The sequence below is a fragment of the Streptomyces sp. NPDC000594 genome (genome assembly GCF_040299965.1).
Lineage (GTDB): Bacteria > Actinomycetota > Actinomycetes > Streptomycetales > Streptomycetaceae > Streptomyces.
In genome coordinates, this window is the sequence record NZ_JBEPCY010000002.1 from 310,518 (window position 1) to 328,558 (window position 18,041).

General features: G+C 71.1%; 20 protein-coding genes. 11 read left to right on the forward strand and 9 right to left on the reverse strand.

Translation table 11 applies throughout. From position 1 onward, the window contains the following. Positions 1-166 precede the first annotated feature (166 nt). The 3 genes from ABT354_RS04075 to ABT354_RS04085 all read left to right on the forward strand — a co-directional run bounded on the left by ABT354_RS04075 (position 167) and on the right by ABT354_RS04085 (position 2,635). Positions 167-502: a hypothetical protein gene (locus ABT354_RS04075; RefSeq protein ID WP_351488670.1), complete on the forward strand. Its 336-nt coding sequence runs from the start codon at positions 167-169 to the stop codon at positions 500-502. A gap of 70 nt (positions 503-572) precedes the next feature. Beyond that, the gene (locus tag ABT354_RS04080; protein ID WP_351488673.1) at positions 573-1,349 is read left to right on the forward strand and encodes an ATP-binding cassette domain-containing protein; all 777 of its coding nucleotides are present in this window, start codon (positions 573-575) and stop codon (positions 1,347-1,349) included. Beyond that, positions 1,343-2,635 carry a DUF7224 domain-containing protein gene (locus ABT354_RS04085; RefSeq protein WP_351488676.1) on the forward strand — a complete coding sequence of 431 codons (1,293 nt, stop codon included), beginning with the start codon at positions 1,343-1,345 and terminating at the stop codon, positions 2,633-2,635. The genes ABT354_RS04080 and ABT354_RS04085 overlap by 7 nt, the downstream gene beginning before the upstream one ends. Before the next feature lie 586 nt (positions 2,636-3,221). Here the strand turns inward: ABT354_RS04085 and ABT354_RS04090 are convergent. Continuing rightward, a complete protein-coding gene (locus ABT354_RS04090; RefSeq protein ID WP_351488678.1) occupies positions 3,222-4,679 on the reverse strand; it encodes an amino acid permease in 1,458 nt (485 codons plus the stop codon). Between the two features lie 91 nt (positions 4,680-4,770). Here ABT354_RS04090 and ABT354_RS04095 point away from each other — a divergent pair, with 91 nt between their 5' ends. Both ABT354_RS04095 and ABT354_RS04100 read left to right on the forward strand, forming a co-directional pair. Beyond that, positions 4,771-5,256, forward strand: a complete 486-nt coding sequence (locus ABT354_RS04095; protein WP_351488680.1) for a ribose-5-phosphate isomerase — start codon at positions 4,771-4,773, stop codon at positions 5,254-5,256. Positions 5,257-5,331: 75 nt separating this feature from the next. Continuing rightward, complete coding sequence (locus tag ABT354_RS04100; protein ID WP_351488682.1) at positions 5,332-6,150, forward strand: Fpg/Nei family DNA glycosylase; 819 nt, start codon at positions 5,332-5,334, stop codon at positions 6,148-6,150. A gap of 12 nt (positions 6,151-6,162) precedes the next feature. Here ABT354_RS04100 and ABT354_RS04105 read toward each other — a convergent pair whose 3' ends face one another. Then, positions 6,163-7,407: a GNAT family N-acetyltransferase gene (locus ABT354_RS04105; RefSeq protein ID WP_351488684.1), complete on the reverse strand. Its 1,245-nt coding sequence runs from the start codon at positions 7,405-7,407 to the stop codon at positions 6,163-6,165. Positions 7,408-7,515: 108 nt separating this feature from the next. On the opposite strand from ABT354_RS04105, the gene ABT354_RS04110 reads away from it, so the two are divergent. Continuing rightward, the gene (locus ABT354_RS04110) at positions 7,516-8,661 is read left to right on the forward strand and encodes a PP2C family protein-serine/threonine phosphatase (RefSeq protein ID WP_351488686.1); all 1,146 of its coding nucleotides are present in this window, start codon (positions 7,516-7,518) and stop codon (positions 8,659-8,661) included. A 379-nt stretch (positions 8,662-9,040) separates the two neighbouring features. On the opposite strand, the gene ABT354_RS04115 is transcribed toward ABT354_RS04110, so the two are convergent. Further along, positions 9,041-9,283, reverse strand: a complete 243-nt coding sequence (locus ABT354_RS04115) for a hypothetical protein (protein WP_351488689.1) — start codon at positions 9,281-9,283, stop codon at positions 9,041-9,043. A 537-nt stretch (positions 9,284-9,820) separates the two neighbouring features. On the opposite strand from ABT354_RS04115, the gene ABT354_RS04120 reads away from it, so the two are divergent. Genes ABT354_RS04120 through ABT354_RS04130 form a run of 3 tightly spaced genes read left to right on the forward strand, consistent with a single transcriptional unit; the run spans position 9,821 to position 11,079 of the window. Beyond that, the gene (locus ABT354_RS04120) at positions 9,821-10,651 is read left to right on the forward strand and encodes a helix-turn-helix domain-containing protein (RefSeq protein ID WP_351488692.1); all 831 of its coding nucleotides are present in this window, start codon (positions 9,821-9,823) and stop codon (positions 10,649-10,651) included. Further along, the gene (locus ABT354_RS04125; RefSeq protein ID WP_351488694.1) at positions 10,648-10,845 is read left to right on the forward strand and encodes a DUF397 domain-containing protein; all 198 of its coding nucleotides are present in this window, start codon (positions 10,648-10,650) and stop codon (positions 10,843-10,845) included. Before ABT354_RS04120 ends, ABT354_RS04125 begins: the two co-directional genes overlap by 4 nt. Positions 10,846-10,884: 39 nt before the next feature. After that, complete coding sequence (locus ABT354_RS04130) at positions 10,885-11,079, forward strand: DUF397 domain-containing protein (protein ID WP_351488697.1); 195 nt, start codon at positions 10,885-10,887, stop codon at positions 11,077-11,079. Positions 11,080-11,138: 59 nt separating this feature from the next. On the opposite strand, the gene ABT354_RS04135 is transcribed toward ABT354_RS04130, so the two are convergent. From ABT354_RS04135 to ABT354_RS04160, 6 genes are all read right to left on the reverse strand, one after another. Beyond that, positions 11,139-11,456 (reverse strand): hypothetical protein, encoded by a 318-nt coding sequence (locus ABT354_RS04135; RefSeq protein ID WP_351488700.1) that lies wholly within the window; start codon positions 11,454-11,456, stop codon positions 11,139-11,141. Beyond that, on the reverse strand, positions 11,449-11,673 hold the full coding sequence (locus ABT354_RS04140) for a hypothetical protein (RefSeq protein ID WP_351488703.1): 225 nt from the start codon (positions 11,671-11,673) through the stop codon (positions 11,449-11,451). The genes ABT354_RS04135 and ABT354_RS04140 overlap by 8 nt, the downstream gene beginning before the upstream one ends. A gap of 217 nt (positions 11,674-11,890) precedes the next feature. Continuing rightward, positions 11,891-12,208 (reverse strand): hypothetical protein, encoded by a 318-nt coding sequence (locus ABT354_RS04145; protein ID WP_351488706.1) that lies wholly within the window; start codon positions 12,206-12,208, stop codon positions 11,891-11,893. Then, positions 12,201-12,425: a hypothetical protein gene (locus tag ABT354_RS04150; protein WP_351488709.1), complete on the reverse strand. Its 225-nt coding sequence runs from the start codon at positions 12,423-12,425 to the stop codon at positions 12,201-12,203. Before ABT354_RS04150 ends, ABT354_RS04145 begins: the two co-directional genes overlap by 8 nt. Before the next feature lie 83 nt (positions 12,426-12,508). Next, entirely contained in the window at positions 12,509-14,989 is a 2,481-nt protein-coding gene (locus tag ABT354_RS04155; protein ID WP_351488711.1) for an FtsX-like permease family protein, read from the reverse strand. Next, positions 14,986-15,810, reverse strand: a complete 825-nt coding sequence (locus ABT354_RS04160) for an ABC transporter ATP-binding protein (protein ID WP_351488714.1) — start codon at positions 15,808-15,810, stop codon at positions 14,986-14,988. Before ABT354_RS04160 ends, ABT354_RS04155 begins: the two co-directional genes overlap by 4 nt. Before the next feature lie 275 nt (positions 15,811-16,085). Between ABT354_RS04160 and ABT354_RS04165 the strand changes: the two genes are divergently transcribed. Then, positions 16,086-17,243 (forward strand): cation:proton antiporter, encoded by a 1,158-nt coding sequence (locus ABT354_RS04165; RefSeq protein WP_351488717.1) that lies wholly within the window; start codon positions 16,086-16,088, stop codon positions 17,241-17,243. 317 nt (positions 17,244-17,560) lie between these two features. Continuing rightward, entirely contained in the window at positions 17,561-18,001 is a 441-nt protein-coding gene (locus ABT354_RS04170; RefSeq protein WP_502983328.1) for a GNAT family N-acetyltransferase, read from the forward strand. Positions 18,002-18,041: the final 40 nt, after the last annotated feature.

The following is an 18,041-nucleotide window of genomic DNA, read 5'->3' on the forward strand; positions in this document are numbered from 1 at the left end:
GCCTTTTTGCGGGCGGACGGATGCCTGAACATTGCCCTGGTGTCCATGTGTGAGGAACTGTCCGCTGAGCCGTTTCTGGCCATTTCTCCCCCAGCCCCCCGCGTGATAGCCGGTGATGGTTAAAGATGGTCCCCGTTCGGGATTCGGTAAACCGAAGGGAACGCAAATGAGTTATTTAGCAGATCGAGCCATGGCGATAAAGTGCGGAAAGAGTATCGCGATTGTGGCTCTGTCGGCCTTCGCCATCGCTCTCTCTGCACCCATATCCGGCGCTGCGCATCAAGCGGAATGGGTGAGGGGGTGCCGTGGCTATTGGTACAGCACCTCGGGTCATGCATATTGCTACAATGCGACCAAGGGCTCAGGTCTGGTGTACGACGTCAATTATGACTGCACTGCCCAGATGGACATCTGGCGTGCACGCAGCCTTCCATACGGCTACCAGGGCAAGTGGGACTCCGACGAGTGCACTTTCGAGATCAACTCAACGCGTGTCGCCTGACGTCTGAGTTCCACCGCGGCGGGTCCGCCCTGGAAGCGGGCCCGCAGTGCATTCACGGAGAGAAATGTCCATGCAACTCGCTCCCGCCGTTCGAACGGTCTCCCTCGCTCAGGGATACGGTGACCGGCGAATCATCGAGAATCTCGATTTATCCCTCCGCCCGGGTGTGACCGGACTGCTCGGCCCCAATGGTGCGGGCAAGACGACGCTTCTGCGGACCCTCGCCACCATCGCACCGCCCCGGAGCGGCACCCTGGAGTTGTTCGGGGAACCGGCCCGTACGGAGCGGGATGTACGACGGGCGCGCCGGCGGATCGGGTATCTGCCCCAGGAATTCGGCTATTACCCGGGGTTCTCCGTAGCCGATTTCGTCCACTACTGCGCCTGGCTGCGTGAGGTGCCCCGGGCGCGGGCCGTTCCGGAGACCGAGCGGGCCCTCGCCGCCGTCGGCCTCGCCGACCGGGCACGCGACCGGATGAAATCGCTCTCGGGCGGCATGCTCCGCCGCGCCGGGATCGCCGCGGCCATCGTCGGCTCCCCCTCGCTCGTCCTCCTCGACGAGCCCACCGTCGGGCTGGATCCCGCCCAGCGCCTCGACTTTCGCGACCTCCTCCGCTCCCTCGCCCGCGACGGCGCCGCCGTCCTCCTCAGCACGCATCTGGTGGAGGACGTGGGAGCCGCCTGCGAGACGGTTCTGGTCCTCGCCGACGGCCGTTTCGTCCACCGGGGCACCCCCGGGGAACTGGCCGGTCTCGCGGCGCCGGCCGCCCCCGGCGACAGTCCTCTGGAGCGCGGCTATATGACCGTTCTGGGACGCGGTGCGACAACTGGGAGCGCACCGTGCTGAGGACCTACCGCACCGAGCTGAGGCGCTCACCGCTGCTCACCGCCTTCCCCGTGATGATCGCGGTGGATCTGGCCGTGCTCTTCGGACGGAGCCGGTACTGGATCGGTGTCTGGCCCGAGGCGAGCGCCGCGGCCCAAGTGGTCACCCTCTTCCTCGGGCCGATGGTCGCCGGGGTCTCCGCCTGGCAGGCCGGACGGGCCTCCCGCGCGGGTATGCCGGAGTTCCTGCTGGGCGCCGCGCGCCCCGGCTGGCGGGTCGAGGGCGCACGGCTGGCCGCCACGCTCACCCTGGGATTCGCCGCGTACGCGATCGGCTGTCTCACCGCCGCCGCCGTCTCCTGGCGCGACGCGGGGCCGGGCTTCCTCTGGCCGTCCTATCTGCTGCTGGGGGCGAGCACGCTGCTGCTGTTCGCCTCGGTGGGCCATCTGGCCGGCCGGTGGTGGCCCTCGGCCGCCTTCACTCCGGTGATCTGCGCGCTGGGCGGGTTCATCGCCCTGCTCGCTCAGCCCGTCAAGTTCAATGTCCTCGCCGGTGCCCCGGACACCCACCTGCGCCCTCTGGCGATCACCGTCCGGCTGCTCCTCGCGCTGCTGCTCGCCGTGATCGCGGTAGCCGCGCCGCCCCTGCCGGGGAGGGCATGGCGGACGGTGCCCCGGCGCCCGGTGTCCTGGGGCACCCGGGGTGTGACCCTCGGGGCCGTGGCCTGTTCCCTGGTCGCCCTGGCGGCCCTGCCCGCCGCTGGAAGCCTGCGGATGGAGCGTCCGGCGGTCGTGCCCGAGTGCTCCCGGGCCGCCGAGGAGGCCCCGCGGGTGTGTGTCTGGCCCGAGCACCGGAAGTATCTGCCGGAGCTGGCGGCCCTCGCCGAGCGGCTCGCCGAGCCCACCCAGCCCTGGATCAAGGCACCGGACACCTTCCACCAGTTCGGGCTGAGAAGGGCCCGTCTGGGGGACCGGGGCTTCGACATCGCCGAAGGTCATGTCAGGACCGCCGCCATCGCCATGTCCCACCAGGTGTTCGCCGCCTCCTTCGGCCGCTGCCTGCCCCCCGATGGGGCGAGCCGGGCCTGGCAGGCCGTCGACAACCTCCATCTGTGGCTGGAGTACAAGGCCATGGGCCGGGATCCGGCCGTCGCCGACCGAGGGCTGACCCTCTCGGGTGTCTCCGGTGCCCAGCGGGCCGCCGGGGCCGCCGCCCGGATGTCCCCCGCCGAACAGCGGAGCTGGGTGGACCGGGAGCGCCGGGAACTGCGCGAGGAATCCTGGTGCGAGCCCGATGACCGTGGCTGACCTCCTCCGGTACGCCCGGGTGCACCGGGCCGTGCCCATCCTCTGCGGGGCGCTCGCCGTGGCCCTGGTGTCGGCCTTCTTCGGAGGCGCCAGGATCGCGCTCCCCTCCATCGGCAGTGGGGGGTACAGCACGGGTGTCCCCTACCGCCAGGAGCTGCCGCTGCTGTCGGCCGTCTTCCTCACCGCCGCTTTCGGCGGCGGGATGTCGGCCCACGAGGAGGCGGGCGCCACCCGGATGCACCGAGTGCGCGCCAGCTGCCTCGCGGTCCTCACCCTGTTGGTCTGTGCGCTCTCCTTCGGGGCGGAGGCGCTGGCGGTCGGACCCCAGCTGGGGGTGGTGTACGTCCGCTCCCTGCTGATCTGGTTCGGACTGGCTCTGCTGTCGCTCCGACTGTTCGGGCCGCAGCTGGCCTGGGTGCTGCCGCTGGCCTCGGTCTTTCCGGTGGTCTGGTACAGCGGCGGCTGGTGGGACTGGACCGCGGCCCCCGCCGCCGACCCGCTCGGCTGGGGGTTCGCGGTCCTGAGCCTGCTTCTGGGTACGGCCGCCCTGGCCGCGACGGCCCGGCGCCGGGCGGCCGTCCTGGCCCTACCGGGCCGGCGGGGGCGGCGTCGCGCTGCCCCGGCGGTCCCCGCGGAGCAGGGCGATCGTCACCACCACCGCGGCCACCAGGAGCGACAGCAGCACCTGTTCCCGGCCGGTGTCATCGAAGAGCATATAGACCAGGACAAAGACGATCATTCCGATAGTCGCCCAGGTCAGCCAGGGGAAGAGCCACATCCGTACCACCAGCCGCTCGGGGGCCTCCCGCTCGATGATGCCGCGCATCCGCAGCTGGGTGCAGCAGATCACCAGCCAGACGAAGAGGGCGACCGCGCCCGATGAGTTCAGCAGAAAGGCGAAGACGGTGTCCGGCCAGCGGTAGTTGAAGAAGACCGCGACAAAGCCGAAGAGCACCGAGGCCAGGATCGCCGTCCGGGGCACACCCCGGGCGTCCGTACGGGCGAAGGAGCCCGGCGCGTCGCCCCGGCGGCCCAGGGAGAAGGCCATCCGGGAGGCGGTGTAGAGCCCGGAGTTCAGACAGGAGAGCACGGCGGTCAGCACGATGACGTTCATGATCTCGCCGGCGTGCGGGATGCCGATGGAGTTCAGCGCCGCCACATAGGAGCCGTCCTCGGTGATCGAGGGGTCGTTCCAGGGGAGCAGGGTGAGGACGACGAAGATCGAGCCCAGATAGAAGAAGGCGATCCGCCAGATGACACTGTTGGTCGCCTTGGTCACCGCCCGCTGGGGGTCGGCCGACTCGCCCGCCGCCAGGGTGACGATCTCGCTCCCCATGAAGGAGAAGACCACCATCAGCACCCCGGTGAGGATCGCCCCGTACCCCTCGGGGAAGAATCCCCCGGCGTCGCTGAGATGGGCGAAGCCGGAGCCCGGGTTGTCCGAGCCGGGCAGCAGTCCGAAGACGGCCAGCAGCCCGATCACGATGAAGGCGCCGATGGCCACCACTTTGATGCCGGCAAACCAAAATTCAAACTCGCCGTATGACCCCACCGAGGCGAGGTTGGTCGCGGTCAGCACCACCATGACGATCAGCGCCCACGCCCACTGCGGGACCGCCGGGATCCAGCCCTCCAGGATCACCGCCCCGGCGGTCGCCTCCACCGCGAGGACCACGACCCAGAAGAACCAGTAGAGCCAGCCGATCGAGAAACCGGCCCAGCGGCCGAGCCCCCGGTCGGCGTACTCGGAGAAGGAACCCGAGGTCGGATGGGCCGCCGCCATCTCCCCGAGCATCCGCATCACCAGGACGACCATCGTGCCGACCAGCGCGTACGAGACCAGGATGGCGGGCCCGGCGGCCCGGATCCCGGAGGCGGAGCCCACGAAGAGCCCCGCGCCGATGACCCCGCCGATGGCGATCATCGAAAGATGGCGGTTCTTGAGGCCTGCCTGAAGGCCGTCACCCTGGGACTCCATGGACCGCCGCATCCCCGGCTCCTCGGGTGGTTCGCCTTCTTTTCGCAGGGTGTCCTGGGATGTCATAGGGGATTCCTTAGGTCGGGAACGGCGTTGTTCTCGGACGGGGATGGACCCGCTGACTGATACCCCGCCGCCTCCGTGCCACACTCGGAACATGCGTGTGTACCTCGGCTCCGACCATGCCGGTTATGAACTCAAGAACCACCTCGTCGAGTGGCTGACCGCTCACGGGCACGAGCCCGTCGACTGCGGCCCGCACATCTACGACGCCCAGGACGACTACCCGCCGTTCTGCCTCCGCGCCGCCGAGCGCACCGTCGCCGACCCGGAGAGCCTGGGCATCGTGATCGGCGGCTCCGGCAACGGTGAGCAGATCGCCGCCAACAAGGTCAAGGGCGTCCGTGCGGCCCTGGCGTGGAGCGAGCAGACCGCCGCGCTCGGCCGGGAGCACAACAACGCCAATGTGATCGCCATCGGCGGCCGGATGCACTCGGTGGAGGAGTCCACCAAGTTCGTGGAGATCTTCCTCAGCACCCCGTACTCCGGCGAGGAGCGGCACACCCGCCGGATCGAGATGCTCTCCGCGTACGAGACCACGGGCGAGCTGCCCCCGATCCCGGCCCACCACCCCCAGGGCTGACACCGGCACACCGGACCCGGGTCCCCTCGGGGCCCGGGTCCCGTAACCCCCCCGTCCGCCGACTTGGAGTCCGCCGTGCCCGAAGGGCATACGATCCACCGCCTCGCCCAGGACCACCGCGCCCGGTTCCTCGCGCGCCCGGTCCGGGTCAGCAGCCCCCAGGGCAAGTTCTCCGACTCCGCCGCCCTCCTCGACGGCCAGGTCATGACCGGCGCCGAGGCCCACGGCAAACACCTCTTCCTCGGCTTCGGCGCGCTCGGCTGGGTCCATGTCCACCTCGGCCTCTTCGGCAAGGTCGACTTCGGCGATGTGCCCGACACCCACCGGCCGCCGCCCACCGACACCGTCCGGATGCGGATAGCCGCCCCCGGCGCCCATGTCGATCTGCGCGGACCCACCACCTGCGCCCTGATCACCGACGGCGAGAAGGGCGCGGTCCACGACCGGCTCGGCCCCGACCCGCTGCGCCCGGACGACGACCCGGACCGGGTCTGGACCCGGATCTCCCGCTCCCGCACCACCATCGCCGCCCTGCTGATGGACCAGAAGGTCATCGCGGGCGTGGGCAATGTCTACCGCGCCGAGGTGCTCTTCCGGCAGGGCATCGACCCCTACCGCGAGGGCCGGGCGATCACCCGCGCCGAGTGGGACACGATCTGGGCCGATCTGGTCGCCCTGATGCGCGAGGGCGTACGGAACAACCGCATCGACACCGTCCGCCCCGAGCACACCCCCGAGGCCATGGGCCGCCCGCCGCGCGTGGACGACCACGGCGGCGAGGTGTACGTCTACCGCCGGGCCGCGCTCGGCTGCCATCTCTGCGGCACCGAGATCCGGACGGCCTCGCTCGCCGCCCGGAATCTCTTCTGGTGCCCCGGCTGTCAGCAGCGCTGAGCCCGTACGGCGTCAGAACTGCTGGGCCAGCCAGGGTGGCACCGTGCTCCCGAAGGCCAGCGACGCCGTCTCCAGCGCCCCCGGCGCGCACTCCCGTACGAGACCGGCGTCGGCCAGCTCCCGCAGCGTGATCCCGCCCAGATAGGCCGAGCCCAGCTCCCGTACCGACAGCGAGAGATCGGCCGGGTCCGCCGTCCGGGCACAGACCGCGCCGGAGGGATCCCCGCTCAGCCGCCAGCGGCCGGTGTTCCAGAGGCAGAAGGGGTCCGTCACCTCCAGCACGGTGTCCACCGGCACCCGGTAGGCCCGGGCCGCCAGCGCGGCGCCCACCTCCACCAGCCGCAGATGGAGCCCGTCACGGAGCCGGGGCTCGCAGCGCCGGGGGTCGGCGACCCGATGGAGCAGCGGTTCGTCCAGCGGACGGTTGAGGGCATGGACCGAGGAGGTCAGATCGATCCCCAGGAGAAAGCGCCACAGCTCGGTGGCGGAGGACGGATCGAGCCCGTGCAGCTCCCGCAGGGTCACCGTGCCGACCGGTCCCGCATGGCTCCACGCCGGCCGGACCTGGTAGAGGGCGAAGCCGCTGGGCTCCCCGTCCCGCTCCGCCAGCACGCACTGGAGCGGGGAGCCGCCGCCGCGATCCGACGGCGGGTCCAGCAGCGGCCAGGCGTCCCAGGCCCCCGGCCGCAGCATCCCGCCGGGACGGTCGGCGGCGAGGCGGTCGCGTATCGCCGCACACCCCTCGGCCGCGTGTACGGGGTCCACACTCCGCAGCCGGACCCGGGCGTCCGGGGGCTCGGTGATCCGGGCCCGGTCGCTGTCCACCTCCAGCGCGAGCTGACGGCTGGCGATCCCGTAGCCGTACCGGCCGTAGATGGCGGGCTCCGAGGCGGTCAGCACCGCCAGCGCCTCGCCCCGCGCCCGTACGTTGTCGAGCTGGTGGCGCATCATCGCGGTGAGGATGCCCCGCCGCCGATGGGTGGGGACCACCCCGACCATGCTCACGGCGGCCGTCGCCACCGGGGCGGGGGCGCCACCGGAGCGCCCGCCCGGCACCGTCATCCGGAAGGAGTAGGCGGCGGCCGCGCCCACACAGCCACCGTCCTCCCAGACCCCCAGCGACCGGTCGTACTCGGTCACCGCCGCGCGCAGGGCCCGCCGCTCGGGCGGTGGCTCCATCCCGCCGTAGGCCCGGCTCAGGTCCTCGTACCAGGTGTCCCAGTCGCCCGGATCCAGTACACGGAGATCATTTGTCATATGCCATGGCTACCAGTCGATACGTCGATACAGCGATCTGTTTTTCCCCGCATTGTCACAGGGGTCCCTCTGCACGAAAGAGCGATGGATCGATAAGGTCACACGACAATGGGTCATGGCGGCGGAGTGGGTTCGGTCAAGGCACGGTGGCACAAGGCGGTGCACCGGGCCCGGGTGGCGTTGCGCAAGTCCGCCGTCGACTACTTCCGGGGCGACGGCTCGGACACGTTCGCCCTCACCGGGCTGCTGCTGACCGTCCCCGCGCTCACCTTCGGCACCATCGTCCTGCCCGAGTGGATCTCCCCCTCCGCGCTGGTCCTGCCGATCGTCGCCGGAGCGCTGCTGCTGCGCCCGGCGAGCCTGCTCGGGCTCTACGCGACCTGCGCCGCCGGGCTGATCGTGGAGACCTTCGTCCTCGGCCCCTACACCGAGGGCCCCGGCCGGGTCACCCCCGGCACCGTGCTGACCGTCGCCGCGTGCGGCTTCTTCGGGCTCCTGATCGCGCAGTTCCGGGCCCGGGTCGGCGTCCCCTGGCGGCGCGGCGGCACGATGCTCTTCGACCTGCGCGAACGCATCCGGGTCCAGAGCGCCCTCCCCGCGCTGCCGGTCGGCTGGAACCACGAGATGGCCCTGCGGCCCGCCGGTGGCCAGTCCTTCTCCGGAGACTTCGTCGTCGGCGCCCGCACCCATGGGGGCCGCACCCTGGAGGTCGTCCTCACGGATGTCTCCGGCAAGGGCATGGACGCGGCCTCCCGTGCGCTGCTCCTCTCCGGCGCGTTCGGGGGACTCCTCGGCTCCCTGCCGCCGCACGGCTTCCTGCACGCCGCCAATGGCTATCTCCTCCGGCAGGACTGGGACGAGGGCTTCGCCACCTCCATCCATCTCGTCCTCGACCTGGAGTCCGGCGACTACGAGCTGCTCTCGGCGGGCCATCTCCCCGCGCTCCAGCTGAACGCGGGGACCGGGCGCTGGGAGGAGAAAAGCGCGGAGGGGCCGCTCCTTGGGGTCTACGACGGCGCCCAGTTCGACCCGGTCAAGGGGGCGCTCCGCCCTGGCGACGTCCTGATGCTCTTCACGGACGGGCTCGTCGAGGCGCCGGGGCGGGACCTGGACGAGGGGATGGACCGGCTGACGGGGGAGGCGGACCGGTATGTGACGGCGGGGTTCGCGGGGGCGGCGTGGCACCTGATCGAGGCGGTCGCGAAGGATGTCAACGATGACCGTGCGCTGCTGATCATCACCCGCGACCCTTGAGGGCCCGGCCCGCCTTGCGACGGGGGCCAAAAATCAGCCTCTCCGGCGTTTGAGGAGCGGGGTTCGGGGCTGGCCCCGACGTGTGCCCGAGGCTGCTCGGGCCTGAGGTCCGTCCTCAAGCTCCCCCAGACTTCGTCCGGGGGGACCCCCATCGGGCTGAGTTTGTGCGGGCAGCCCGTACCCAGGGGGCTTGGGGCGAGGTGACTCGCATGTGCGGGGGCGGTGGCCTCCGGGCTCACCTCCTCGGGGCCGGCAGACTGAGGAGAAGGTCTAGCTCGGGGGCCGTCCGCCGGTCCCCTGCGGGGGCGACCCTGCACCCCCCGACCTCGTGCCACGAGGAACGGGCGCCTTGTGGTGCGGGCGGTCCGCGACGGGGAGGTCAGAGAAGGTCCGGCTCGGGCGTCTCGTGTTCGTGGGACCAGCGGGCGGTCTTCCGTGCCTCGGCCATCTCCGCGTCGGTCGCCAGGAGGTGGTCCAGCCGCCCGGCCCGGGCGTCCGTGATGAACACGGTGAGGGCGACCCTGGGGACGATCAGCGCGGGCTGGGGGCTGTCGCAGTCCCGCAGCCGGATCATGCGCAGGCCGTAGGGGCCATCGGGTGCTGGTGTCGCGTTGAGGGACATGGGTGTCTCCCTGAGGGTGTGGTGGGGGTGGGTTCTACGGGGTGGGCCCCGGCCGCGTGTGCGGGGTGGCGGCCGGGGCCCTGGGGGCCCGCCCAGGGCAGGGTGAGGGCGGGCCCCGCTTGGGGAACCGCCCTCCGTGGCCCGGAGAGGATCACCGCTGAACCAGCGGGCCACGGAGGACGGGGCTTCAGAGCCGGTCGGCCAGGCTCAAGGTGTGCAGGCCGACCGAGAGCGACCACGCCGTGAGCAGGGCCACGGTCCGGGCTATTGACCTGCCTCGTCGCTCTCGCACGAATGTGCCCTTCTGACGATCTGATGGAACGGACCGAACCGCAGCCGCAGTTCGTGCTCCTCCCGTATCCGCAGGCGAAGCGCTTGCAGCAGAGGGCTGTCCTCTTGCGGTACGTCCGGTTCCGGGACGGAATGCCAACCCATGGCGCTCCTCTCCGTAGCGGAACGGCTACCCGGTGATGCCAGAGTGGCCTAGAGTCGGCCCACCCTCAACTTGTACGGAACGAACGGGGAGTTGTCTTCCTCATGGTGAACCGAAAGCATCTGGATCCCGAGGAGTCGCCAAAAGCAGCGTTCGGGCTGCGTTTGCGCAGACTGCGGGATGAGCGCGGCTTGACCCAGGACGATCTGGCCGAGCTGATGGGGTACTCCGGTACGCACATCTCAGCCGTGGAAACCGGTCGGCGGTCTCCAACTCCCCACTTCGCGCACAGGGCCGACAGAGCGTTGGGGACCGGGGACCTGTTCGAGCGCGAGGGGGACGCGGTCCGGCACAGCGCTCTGCTGGAGGGCTTCCCGGAGTACGTCGTACAGGAGCAGCGCGCGACGGAGATCAGGCTGTTCGAGGTGGGCATCATCCCGGGGCTGCTTCAGACCCCGGAGTACGCGAAGGCCATCACCTCGGGCGCGGTGCACAGGGGAGCGATCACGGAACAGCAGGCGGAGGAGCGGCTGGATCTCCTTGCCCGGCGGCAGGCGTCCATAGGGCGAGCCCCCGTGCCATTCGTCCACGTAGTTCTTGATGAGAGCTGCCTGCACCGAGTGGTCGGCGGTACCCCGACCATGGCGGCCCAACTGGAGCGACTGGCGGAGGTCGCGGCGCTGTCATCCACGGTCTTCCAGGTGGCTCCCTACTGTCTGGGTGAGCGCCGTTCCTTCGACCTGCCCGTGACGTTGCTGACCCTTGCCAATCGGTCTCACGTGGCCTACGCCGAGTCCGCGCAGCAAGGGGTCCTGGAACGCAACGCCAGGTTCGTACAACCCCTGTTGACGGCCTACCATCAGCTCCAAGTCGAAGCGCTCTCACAGGCGGAATCTATTTCCATGATCCGTGAGTTACGAAAGGGCACCCCGTGACAACCGACTCCCTCCGTTGGTTCAAGTCCTCGTACAGCAGCAACGGCGGCCAGTGCGTAGAGGTCGCCGCTGATCTCACCGCTACTGGCGTCGTCCCCGTGCGGGACAGCAAGCGCCCCACCGGCCCCGTGCTGATGGTGTCCGTCGACGCCTTCGCAGGTCTCGTCACCTTCGCCCGGTCCGCCGACCTGTAGAAACTTGACGCCCCGACTCCGCAGAGAGGGAACGCTCTCATGACCGAACCCTGCACGTGGATCAAGTCCAGCTACAGCAACAACGGCGGCAACTGCGTGGAGGTCGCCGCCGATCTCACCGCTACCGGCATCGTCCCGGTGCGGGACAGCAAGCGCCCCGAGGGCCTGGTCCTGATGGTGTCCGTCGACGCCTTCGAGGGCCTGGTCGACCTCGCCAGGTCAGCCGACCTATAGCACCAGAACGTACAACGGCCCCACTCCTCGGACCGGAGGAGTGGGGCCGTTCGCTGTGATCACGCCGCCGGGTCGGCCTCGAACGGGGGCGGCGCGGGCACAACGGCGGGGGTCGCCATGCCGTTGTGGTTCAACGAGTGGGGAGTCAGCTCAACACTCCGGATCAGTACGCCGGGCACCTCGGCCACTCGTTCCAGGGCCTGTGACATGGCGTCCTGGAGGCTCTCCGCAGGGAAGTAGCAGACGAACTTCGAGTATCCGGGCCCTTCCTCCGGACCGAGGAAGCCATCGGCGAAGCTGTCGAGTCCGTCGATGGTGTCGGACTGCTCCGGGGTGAAGGGGGTCAGCGTATGCAGGACAAAGTGCCAGCTACGCACAGCGGCTGTGGTCTCGGGTGAATTCATCGATCCTCTTAGCGTGGTCGCCAGCGTCCCGGGGAGTGCAGAAGACCGTCATCCTGCCGTTGCAGCGACAGCAGATGACGATGCCCCACCGGTGTTTGTTCTTGTCGTGCGTCACCTTCAGCCCCGCTGCCTCCGCCCGCCTGAGCGCCGACTCGACGTCCTTCTTCTGGTGCCGGTCACCAAGTCCCATGCCACCACGTCTTAACGCCCCGCCGGGAGGGGACAAGGCGGAACGGGGCCGAATCGCCCGGACGGGTGATGGGCCTGGGATCCGTGGGACAGCGAGCGCCCGAGGGTCCCGTGCTGATGGTCTCCGCCGACGCCCTCGCCCGGTCCGCCGACCTGTAGCACCAGAACGCACAACGGCCCCACTCCTCGGACCGGAGGAGTGGGGCCGTTCCCGGTGATCACGCCGCCGGGTCGGCCTTGAACGGGGGCGGCGCGGGCACCACGGACGGGGTGGCCATGTCGTTCGCCGCGAGGTCGAAGTGGTCCAGCACCACGCTGCGGACCAGGACACCCGGGAAGTCCTCGAAGCGCTCCAGGGTGTCCGCGATGGCGGCCGTGAGGCTCTCGGCCCGGACGACGCAGAGGAACCCTGAGTATCCCGGTCCCTCTTCCAGTCCGATGCCACCCTCGGCGAATCGATCCAAGCCGTCCAGGACGTCTTTCTGTTCCTCGGTGAGCGGGGCCGCCAGTACGAGGTTGAAGTACCAGTCACGCACAGCTGCGGTGCCTCTCTGTGAACTGATCAATCTTCTTCGCTTCCCGTCCCTGATTCTGAGGAGTGCAGTACACCACCTCAGATCTGGAGCAGGGGCAGCAAATGACCCATCCCCACCGGTGTTTGTTCTTGTCGTGGGTCACCTTGAGCCCTGCCGCCTCCGCTCGCTTGAGGGCTGCTTCCACGTCCTTCTTCTGGTGCCGGTCACCAAGTCCCATGGCACCACGTCCTAACGCCCCGCCGGGATGGCACAAGGAGGAACGGGGCTGATTACCCCGGACGGGTGACGCCCCAGGCGGCGTCAGCGGGTCGCCGCGCGGGCAGGGAGGACCGCTGAGGCGACGCCGAGGACCACCACCGCGAGGGCCAGGGACCCGTACAGCATCGGTGGGACATAGGGGGAGCCGCCGGTGATGCCCCGGACCATCGGGATCAGCGTGGCGAAGGCGATGGCCGTGCCCAGGGCGATGCCCGCGAAGGTGACCAGGAGGGCCTCCCAGCGGATCATGCCGAGGACCTGGCGGCGGGTGGAGCCGACCAGGCGGAGCATGGTCAGTTCGCGGCGGCGGTCGAGGACCGTCATCACCAGGGTGTTCGCCGCGGCCACCGCCGCGAAGCCGCCCAGGACGGCCGCCATCACATGGTTCGCCCAGGAGTTCAGCTCGCGGTCCTCGGCGGCGCCCGCCGTGAAGCCGGCGCGGTCCTGGACGGTGCCCAGCGCCGTGAGGCCCTCGGTGGCCCGGTCCGAGGCGCGGACGAGGACCGTTCCCGGGTACGGGGAGGTGAGATGGGGCCGCAGGACCGATACGGGCAGGGTCACCTCGGCGAGGCCGAGGCCCCGGCCGTAGACCGCGACCACCTCGGCGGAGGACTTCGTACCGTCCGGGAGGTGGAAGGCGAACCGCTCGCCGACCGTGACCCCGGCCGAGTCGGCCACCCGTTCGTCCAGGGCGATCCGGCCGGGCCGCAGGGAGTCCAGGGAGCCCTTGACCACCTGGAGGTCCTGGACCCGGGCCAGGTCGGCGACCCGGCCGTCGTACCCCTGGGTGGTCGCGGTCGCCAGCGAGGCCTCGGGTCCGGCGTCGATGGTGACCACGACGGAGGTCTGGGTCAGCGAGACGGCGGCGCTCACCCCGGGCACCCGGGCGGCCTGCCCGGCGGCGTCCAGGGGCAGCGGGCCGCCGGCCTTCCCGACGACGATCCGGTCGGCGGTGATCCCCTCCCGCTGCTGCTCCTCGATCGCCCGGTCGGTGCTGGTGTGCAGGAAGAGCAGGACCGAGGAGAAGGCCGTCGCCAGCACGATCGGGGTGATCGCGGAGGCGAGCCGGCGGGCGTTGCTGCGGGAGTTGGCGGCGGCCAGTGAGCCCGGCGCCCCCGCCGCCCGCAGCGGAAGGCCGAAGAGCGCGGCACAGGCGCGGGCGATCAGCGGCCCGAGGAGCGCCACGGCGAGCATGAAGAGCATGACCACGCCGAGCGCCGCGTTGGCGGCGTTGTTGCCGGAGGTCTGGGCGGCGAGCCCGGCGAGGGCGACTCCGCCGCCGACGGCGACCAGGCCGAGAGGGGTACGGATCGGGGCGAAGCCCACCCGTTCCACGGAGGCGTCGGCGAGTGCCTGGCCCGGCCGGATCCGCGACGGCTTGCGCGCGGCGAGGAAGCCCGCGCAGAGCGCGGTCAGGACCACCGCGGCGACGGCCACCAGCGGCGGGATCCAGCCGATGTGCAGCTCCACGGCCCGGGGCAGCGCCCCCTTCTCCCGGAGCTGTCCGAACCACCAGGAGGCCAGCGCGATGCCGGGCAGACAGCCGATCGCCCCGGCCAGGGGCGCGATCAGCAGCGCCTCGGTGGCGATGGAGCGCCGTACCTGACGGGGGGTCGCGCCGATCGCGCGCAGCAGGGCGAACTCGCGCCGCCGCAGCCCGACCGAGAGGGCGACCGTACCGGCCGCGGTGAAGACGGAGACCAGGGTGGCGACCCCGCCGAAGGAGCCGCCGAGTCCGATCAGGGTCTCCCGGGCGGCGGCGAGACCCCGGTCCTCGACGGCGCCCCGGTCGTCCCCGGTGCGGACCTTGGGCCGGTAGTGGCCGCTGCCGAAGACCTCGCCGAGCCGGTCGGCGACGGTCGCCGCGGCCGTGCCGGGCTCGGGCAGCACCGCGATGGCGTCGATCTTCCCGGGGTGCCCGGAGAGGGCCAGGGCGTCGGTGTCGCTGAGCCAGACCGAGCCGGGGCCGACGCCCCGGCCGGGGTCGGCGACGGTGCCGGAGACCCGGAACTCCCGGGTCCCGCCGGGGGTCTCCAGGGTGATCCGCTCGCCGGTACGGGGGCCGCCGGGGCCGGTGACGGCCTCGCCCGTACGGGGTGCGCGCCCGGTCTCCGGCTCGGTGCCGGTGAAGGCGGTGGAGCCCCAGCCGTACGCGGTCAGCCCGCCGGCCTGGGCGCGGACGGGGAAGGCGATGTCGGGAATGGCGGCGGCGACCCCGGGGACGGCGGCGGCCTTACGGGTCAGGGCGTGGTCCAGCCGGGCCCGGTCGGGGGTGTCCGTGTAGGAGTCGTGACGGTCCTCGCCGCTGCCCACCCAGAGATGGGCCCGCTGGTCGGCCTCGACCACCACGGGGGCGCCGGTGTACCGCTGCGGGGGTACGGAAGCCCGTACCCCGCTCTCCAGCAGGATGCCGCAGGCGGTCACGATCGCCGAGGTCAGCAGGAGCGCGATGAAGGTCCCGGCGAAGGCCGAGGGCTTGAAGCGGATGGCCGCGCGGGCCAGTCCGTTGCGGCGGGCGGTCACAGCGCGGCCCCGGTGAGGTCCCGGGTGTCGCGCCGCTCGGTCAGCGCCCGCATCCGGGCGGCGATCCTGCCCGGGTCGCCGCCGGGCACGGAGTCGGCGATGGCGCCGTCGGCGAGGAAGAGGACATGGTCGGACCAGGCGGCGGCGACCGGGTCATGGGTGACCATGACGACGGTGGCGCCGAGCCGGTCCACGGCCGACCGCAGCAGGCCGAGCACCTCGGCGGCGGTGGTGGAGTCCAGCGCTCCGGTGGGTTCGTCGGCGAAGACCACATCGGGCCGGGTCACCAGGGCGCGGGCGAGGGCCACCCGCTGCTGCTGACCGCCCGACAGTTCGGCGGGGCGGCGGTGGCCCTTGTCGCCGAGTCCGACCTGGGTGAGGACCTCGGCGGCGCGCCGCCGGTCCGGGCGGTCGCCCGCGAGCCGGGTGGGGAGCAGGACGTTCTCCTCGACCGTCAGCGACGGCAGCAGATTGAACGCCTGGAAGACAAAGCCGAGGCGGGTACGGCGCAGGACGGTCAGCTGGTTCTCCTTCAGCTCCGTCAGTTCGGTGCCGCCGAGCCGGACCGAGCCCTCGGTGGGGCGGTCGAGTCCGGCGGCGCACTGGAGGAAGGTGGACTTCCCGGAGCCGGAGGGGCCCATGACGGCGGTGAAGCTGCCCCGGGGGAGGGCCAGATCGATCCCGCGCAGGGCGTGGACGGTGCCGCTTCCTTTGCCGTACCGGCGGCGGACTCCGCGCAGCTCCACGGCGGCGGTCCCGTCGGCGGGGCTCGCCCCCGGTGCCGTCCCCGGATCCCGCCTCTTGCCGCGTCGCAGCCCCATCGTCTTCTCCGTTGTTGGTGTTTGTGCAGGTCAACGGTGTCGACACTAGGGACGGTGAAGGGGTGTGGACCATGGCGTCCACCGGCGGAAAGGGGGTGGGGACAGCCCCACCGCCGGAGGGGGGTCCACCGACTTACTTGCTCACATCAATTATTTGCTATTCTAATTACTGACGGTTCCTTGACGGTTCTTTGACGCCCTCTTGACGCCTCCCCGCTGCCGGTCACCATCGACGTGAGGACGAGCCCATCGGACACGCAGACACCCTCATAGCCATGGGTGGCGCCTTCCTCGCCGCCGCCTTCCTCGCCCGTCTCGGCGGCCGGATCGGCCTGCCGACCATCCCCCTCTTCATCCTGGCCGGGATCCTCCTCGGCCCGCACACCCCCGGCATCGTGCTGCTGTCGGACCCGCACGACCTGGAGATGCTCTCCGCCCTCGGCCTGGTCCTCCTTCTCTTTTATCTGGGACTGGAGTTCCACCTCGACGACCTGAAGACCGGCGGCCGCAAGATGGCCCTCGCCGGCGGCGTCTATCTGCTGCTCAATGTCGGCGCCGGACTCGCCTTCGGCTTCGCCCTCGGCTGGGGCACCTCCGAGGCCCTGGTGCTCGCCGGTGTCCTCGGCATCTCGTCGTCGGCCATCGTCACCAAGGTCCTGGTCGACCTCGGACGCATCGGCAACCCCGAGACCCGGCCCATCCTCGGCATCATCGTGGTCGAGGACGTCTTCCTGGCGCTGTATCTCGCGGCGCTCCAGCCCATCCTCTCCGGCGCGGACAGCCTCTCCGCCGCGGTGATGGACGGCGGCAAGGCCTTCGGCTTCCTGCTGCTGCTGGCGCTCGCGGCGCGCTTCGGCACCCGGGTGATCGGGCGGCTCATCAACACCCGGGACGACGAACTGCTCGTCATCTCCTTCCTGGGCGCGGCCGTCTTCATGGCGGGCGTCTCCGAGTGGTTCGGCGTGGCCGACGCGATCGGCGCCTTCATGGTCGGTCTGATGCTCGGCAGCACCACCTCCGGTGAGCGCATCCGCAAGCTGGTCCATCCGCTGCGGGACGCCTTCGGCGCGATCTTCTTCTTCGCCTTCGGGCTCTCCATCGACCCGGGCGATCTGCCCACCGTGCTCTGGCCGGTGCTCGCCGCGGTGGTCGTGACCCTGGCGATGAATGTCCTGGCCGGACTGGCGGCGGCGCGGATCTACGGCTTCGGCCCCGGTCCCGCGGCCAATATCTCCACCACCCTGCTGGCGCGGGGCGAGTTCGCGCTGATCCTCGCCACCATGGCGGCGGGCGCGGGCCTGGACGACCGGCTCTCCCCCTTCATCGCCGGGTATGTCCTGATCCTGGCGGTCCTCGGACCGCTGACGGCGGGACAGTCGGGCCTGCTCGCCCGGATCCTGCCCGAGCGGGAAGCGATACCCGCCGGCCGCTGAACCCGAGCCGCCCCGGCACGCCCCGGCATGTCCCATCGGTCACCGGTGGGGCGGCCGGGGCGCCGTCGTCCGGTCACCCGGGTGCGACCATCGTCCCCATGAACGACAGCGCCCCGACCCGTACCGACAGTGCCCTGACCCGTACCGACGGAGGACCGGCCCGTACCGACGGAGGACCGGCCCGTACCGACGGAGGACCGGCCCGTACCGACGGAGGACCGATCCGTACCGCCGGAGTACCGATCCGCACCGCCCGGGAGGCGGACATCCCCGGGCTGCTGGAACTCGCGGCCGAGGTGGAGCACTGGTTCGGCCCGATGGTCGCCGAGGAGGGCTTCCACCGGGCGCTGCGCACCCATGTCGTCCGGGGTACGGCACTGGTCGCGGAGGAGGGCGGCGCCCTCACCGGCGGGCTGCTCTTCGACCCGGCGGAGCCTGTGAATCCGGTGAATCCGGTGGACCCGGCGGATCCGGTGGATCCCGGGGACCCGGCCGCCCACCATGTCGACTGGCTGGTGGTCTCCGCCCGCGCCCGGGGCACCGGTGTCGGCCGCGCCCTCATGGCGGCGGCGACGGAACGCTTCGTCACACCCCCGGCCACCGTCGAGGTGGTCACCTTCGGCCCCGACCACCCCGGCGCCGTCACCAGCGGGGCGCGGGTCTTCTACGAGCGCCTCGGCTTCCTCCCGGGCGCGGCGGCGGAGCCCGGCCCCGAGGGCGGCTCCCGCCAGCGCTACCGGCTGCGGCTGCCCGGCTGAGAACGGCCTGCGGGGCGCCGGTCACCCGATGCCGCGCGGA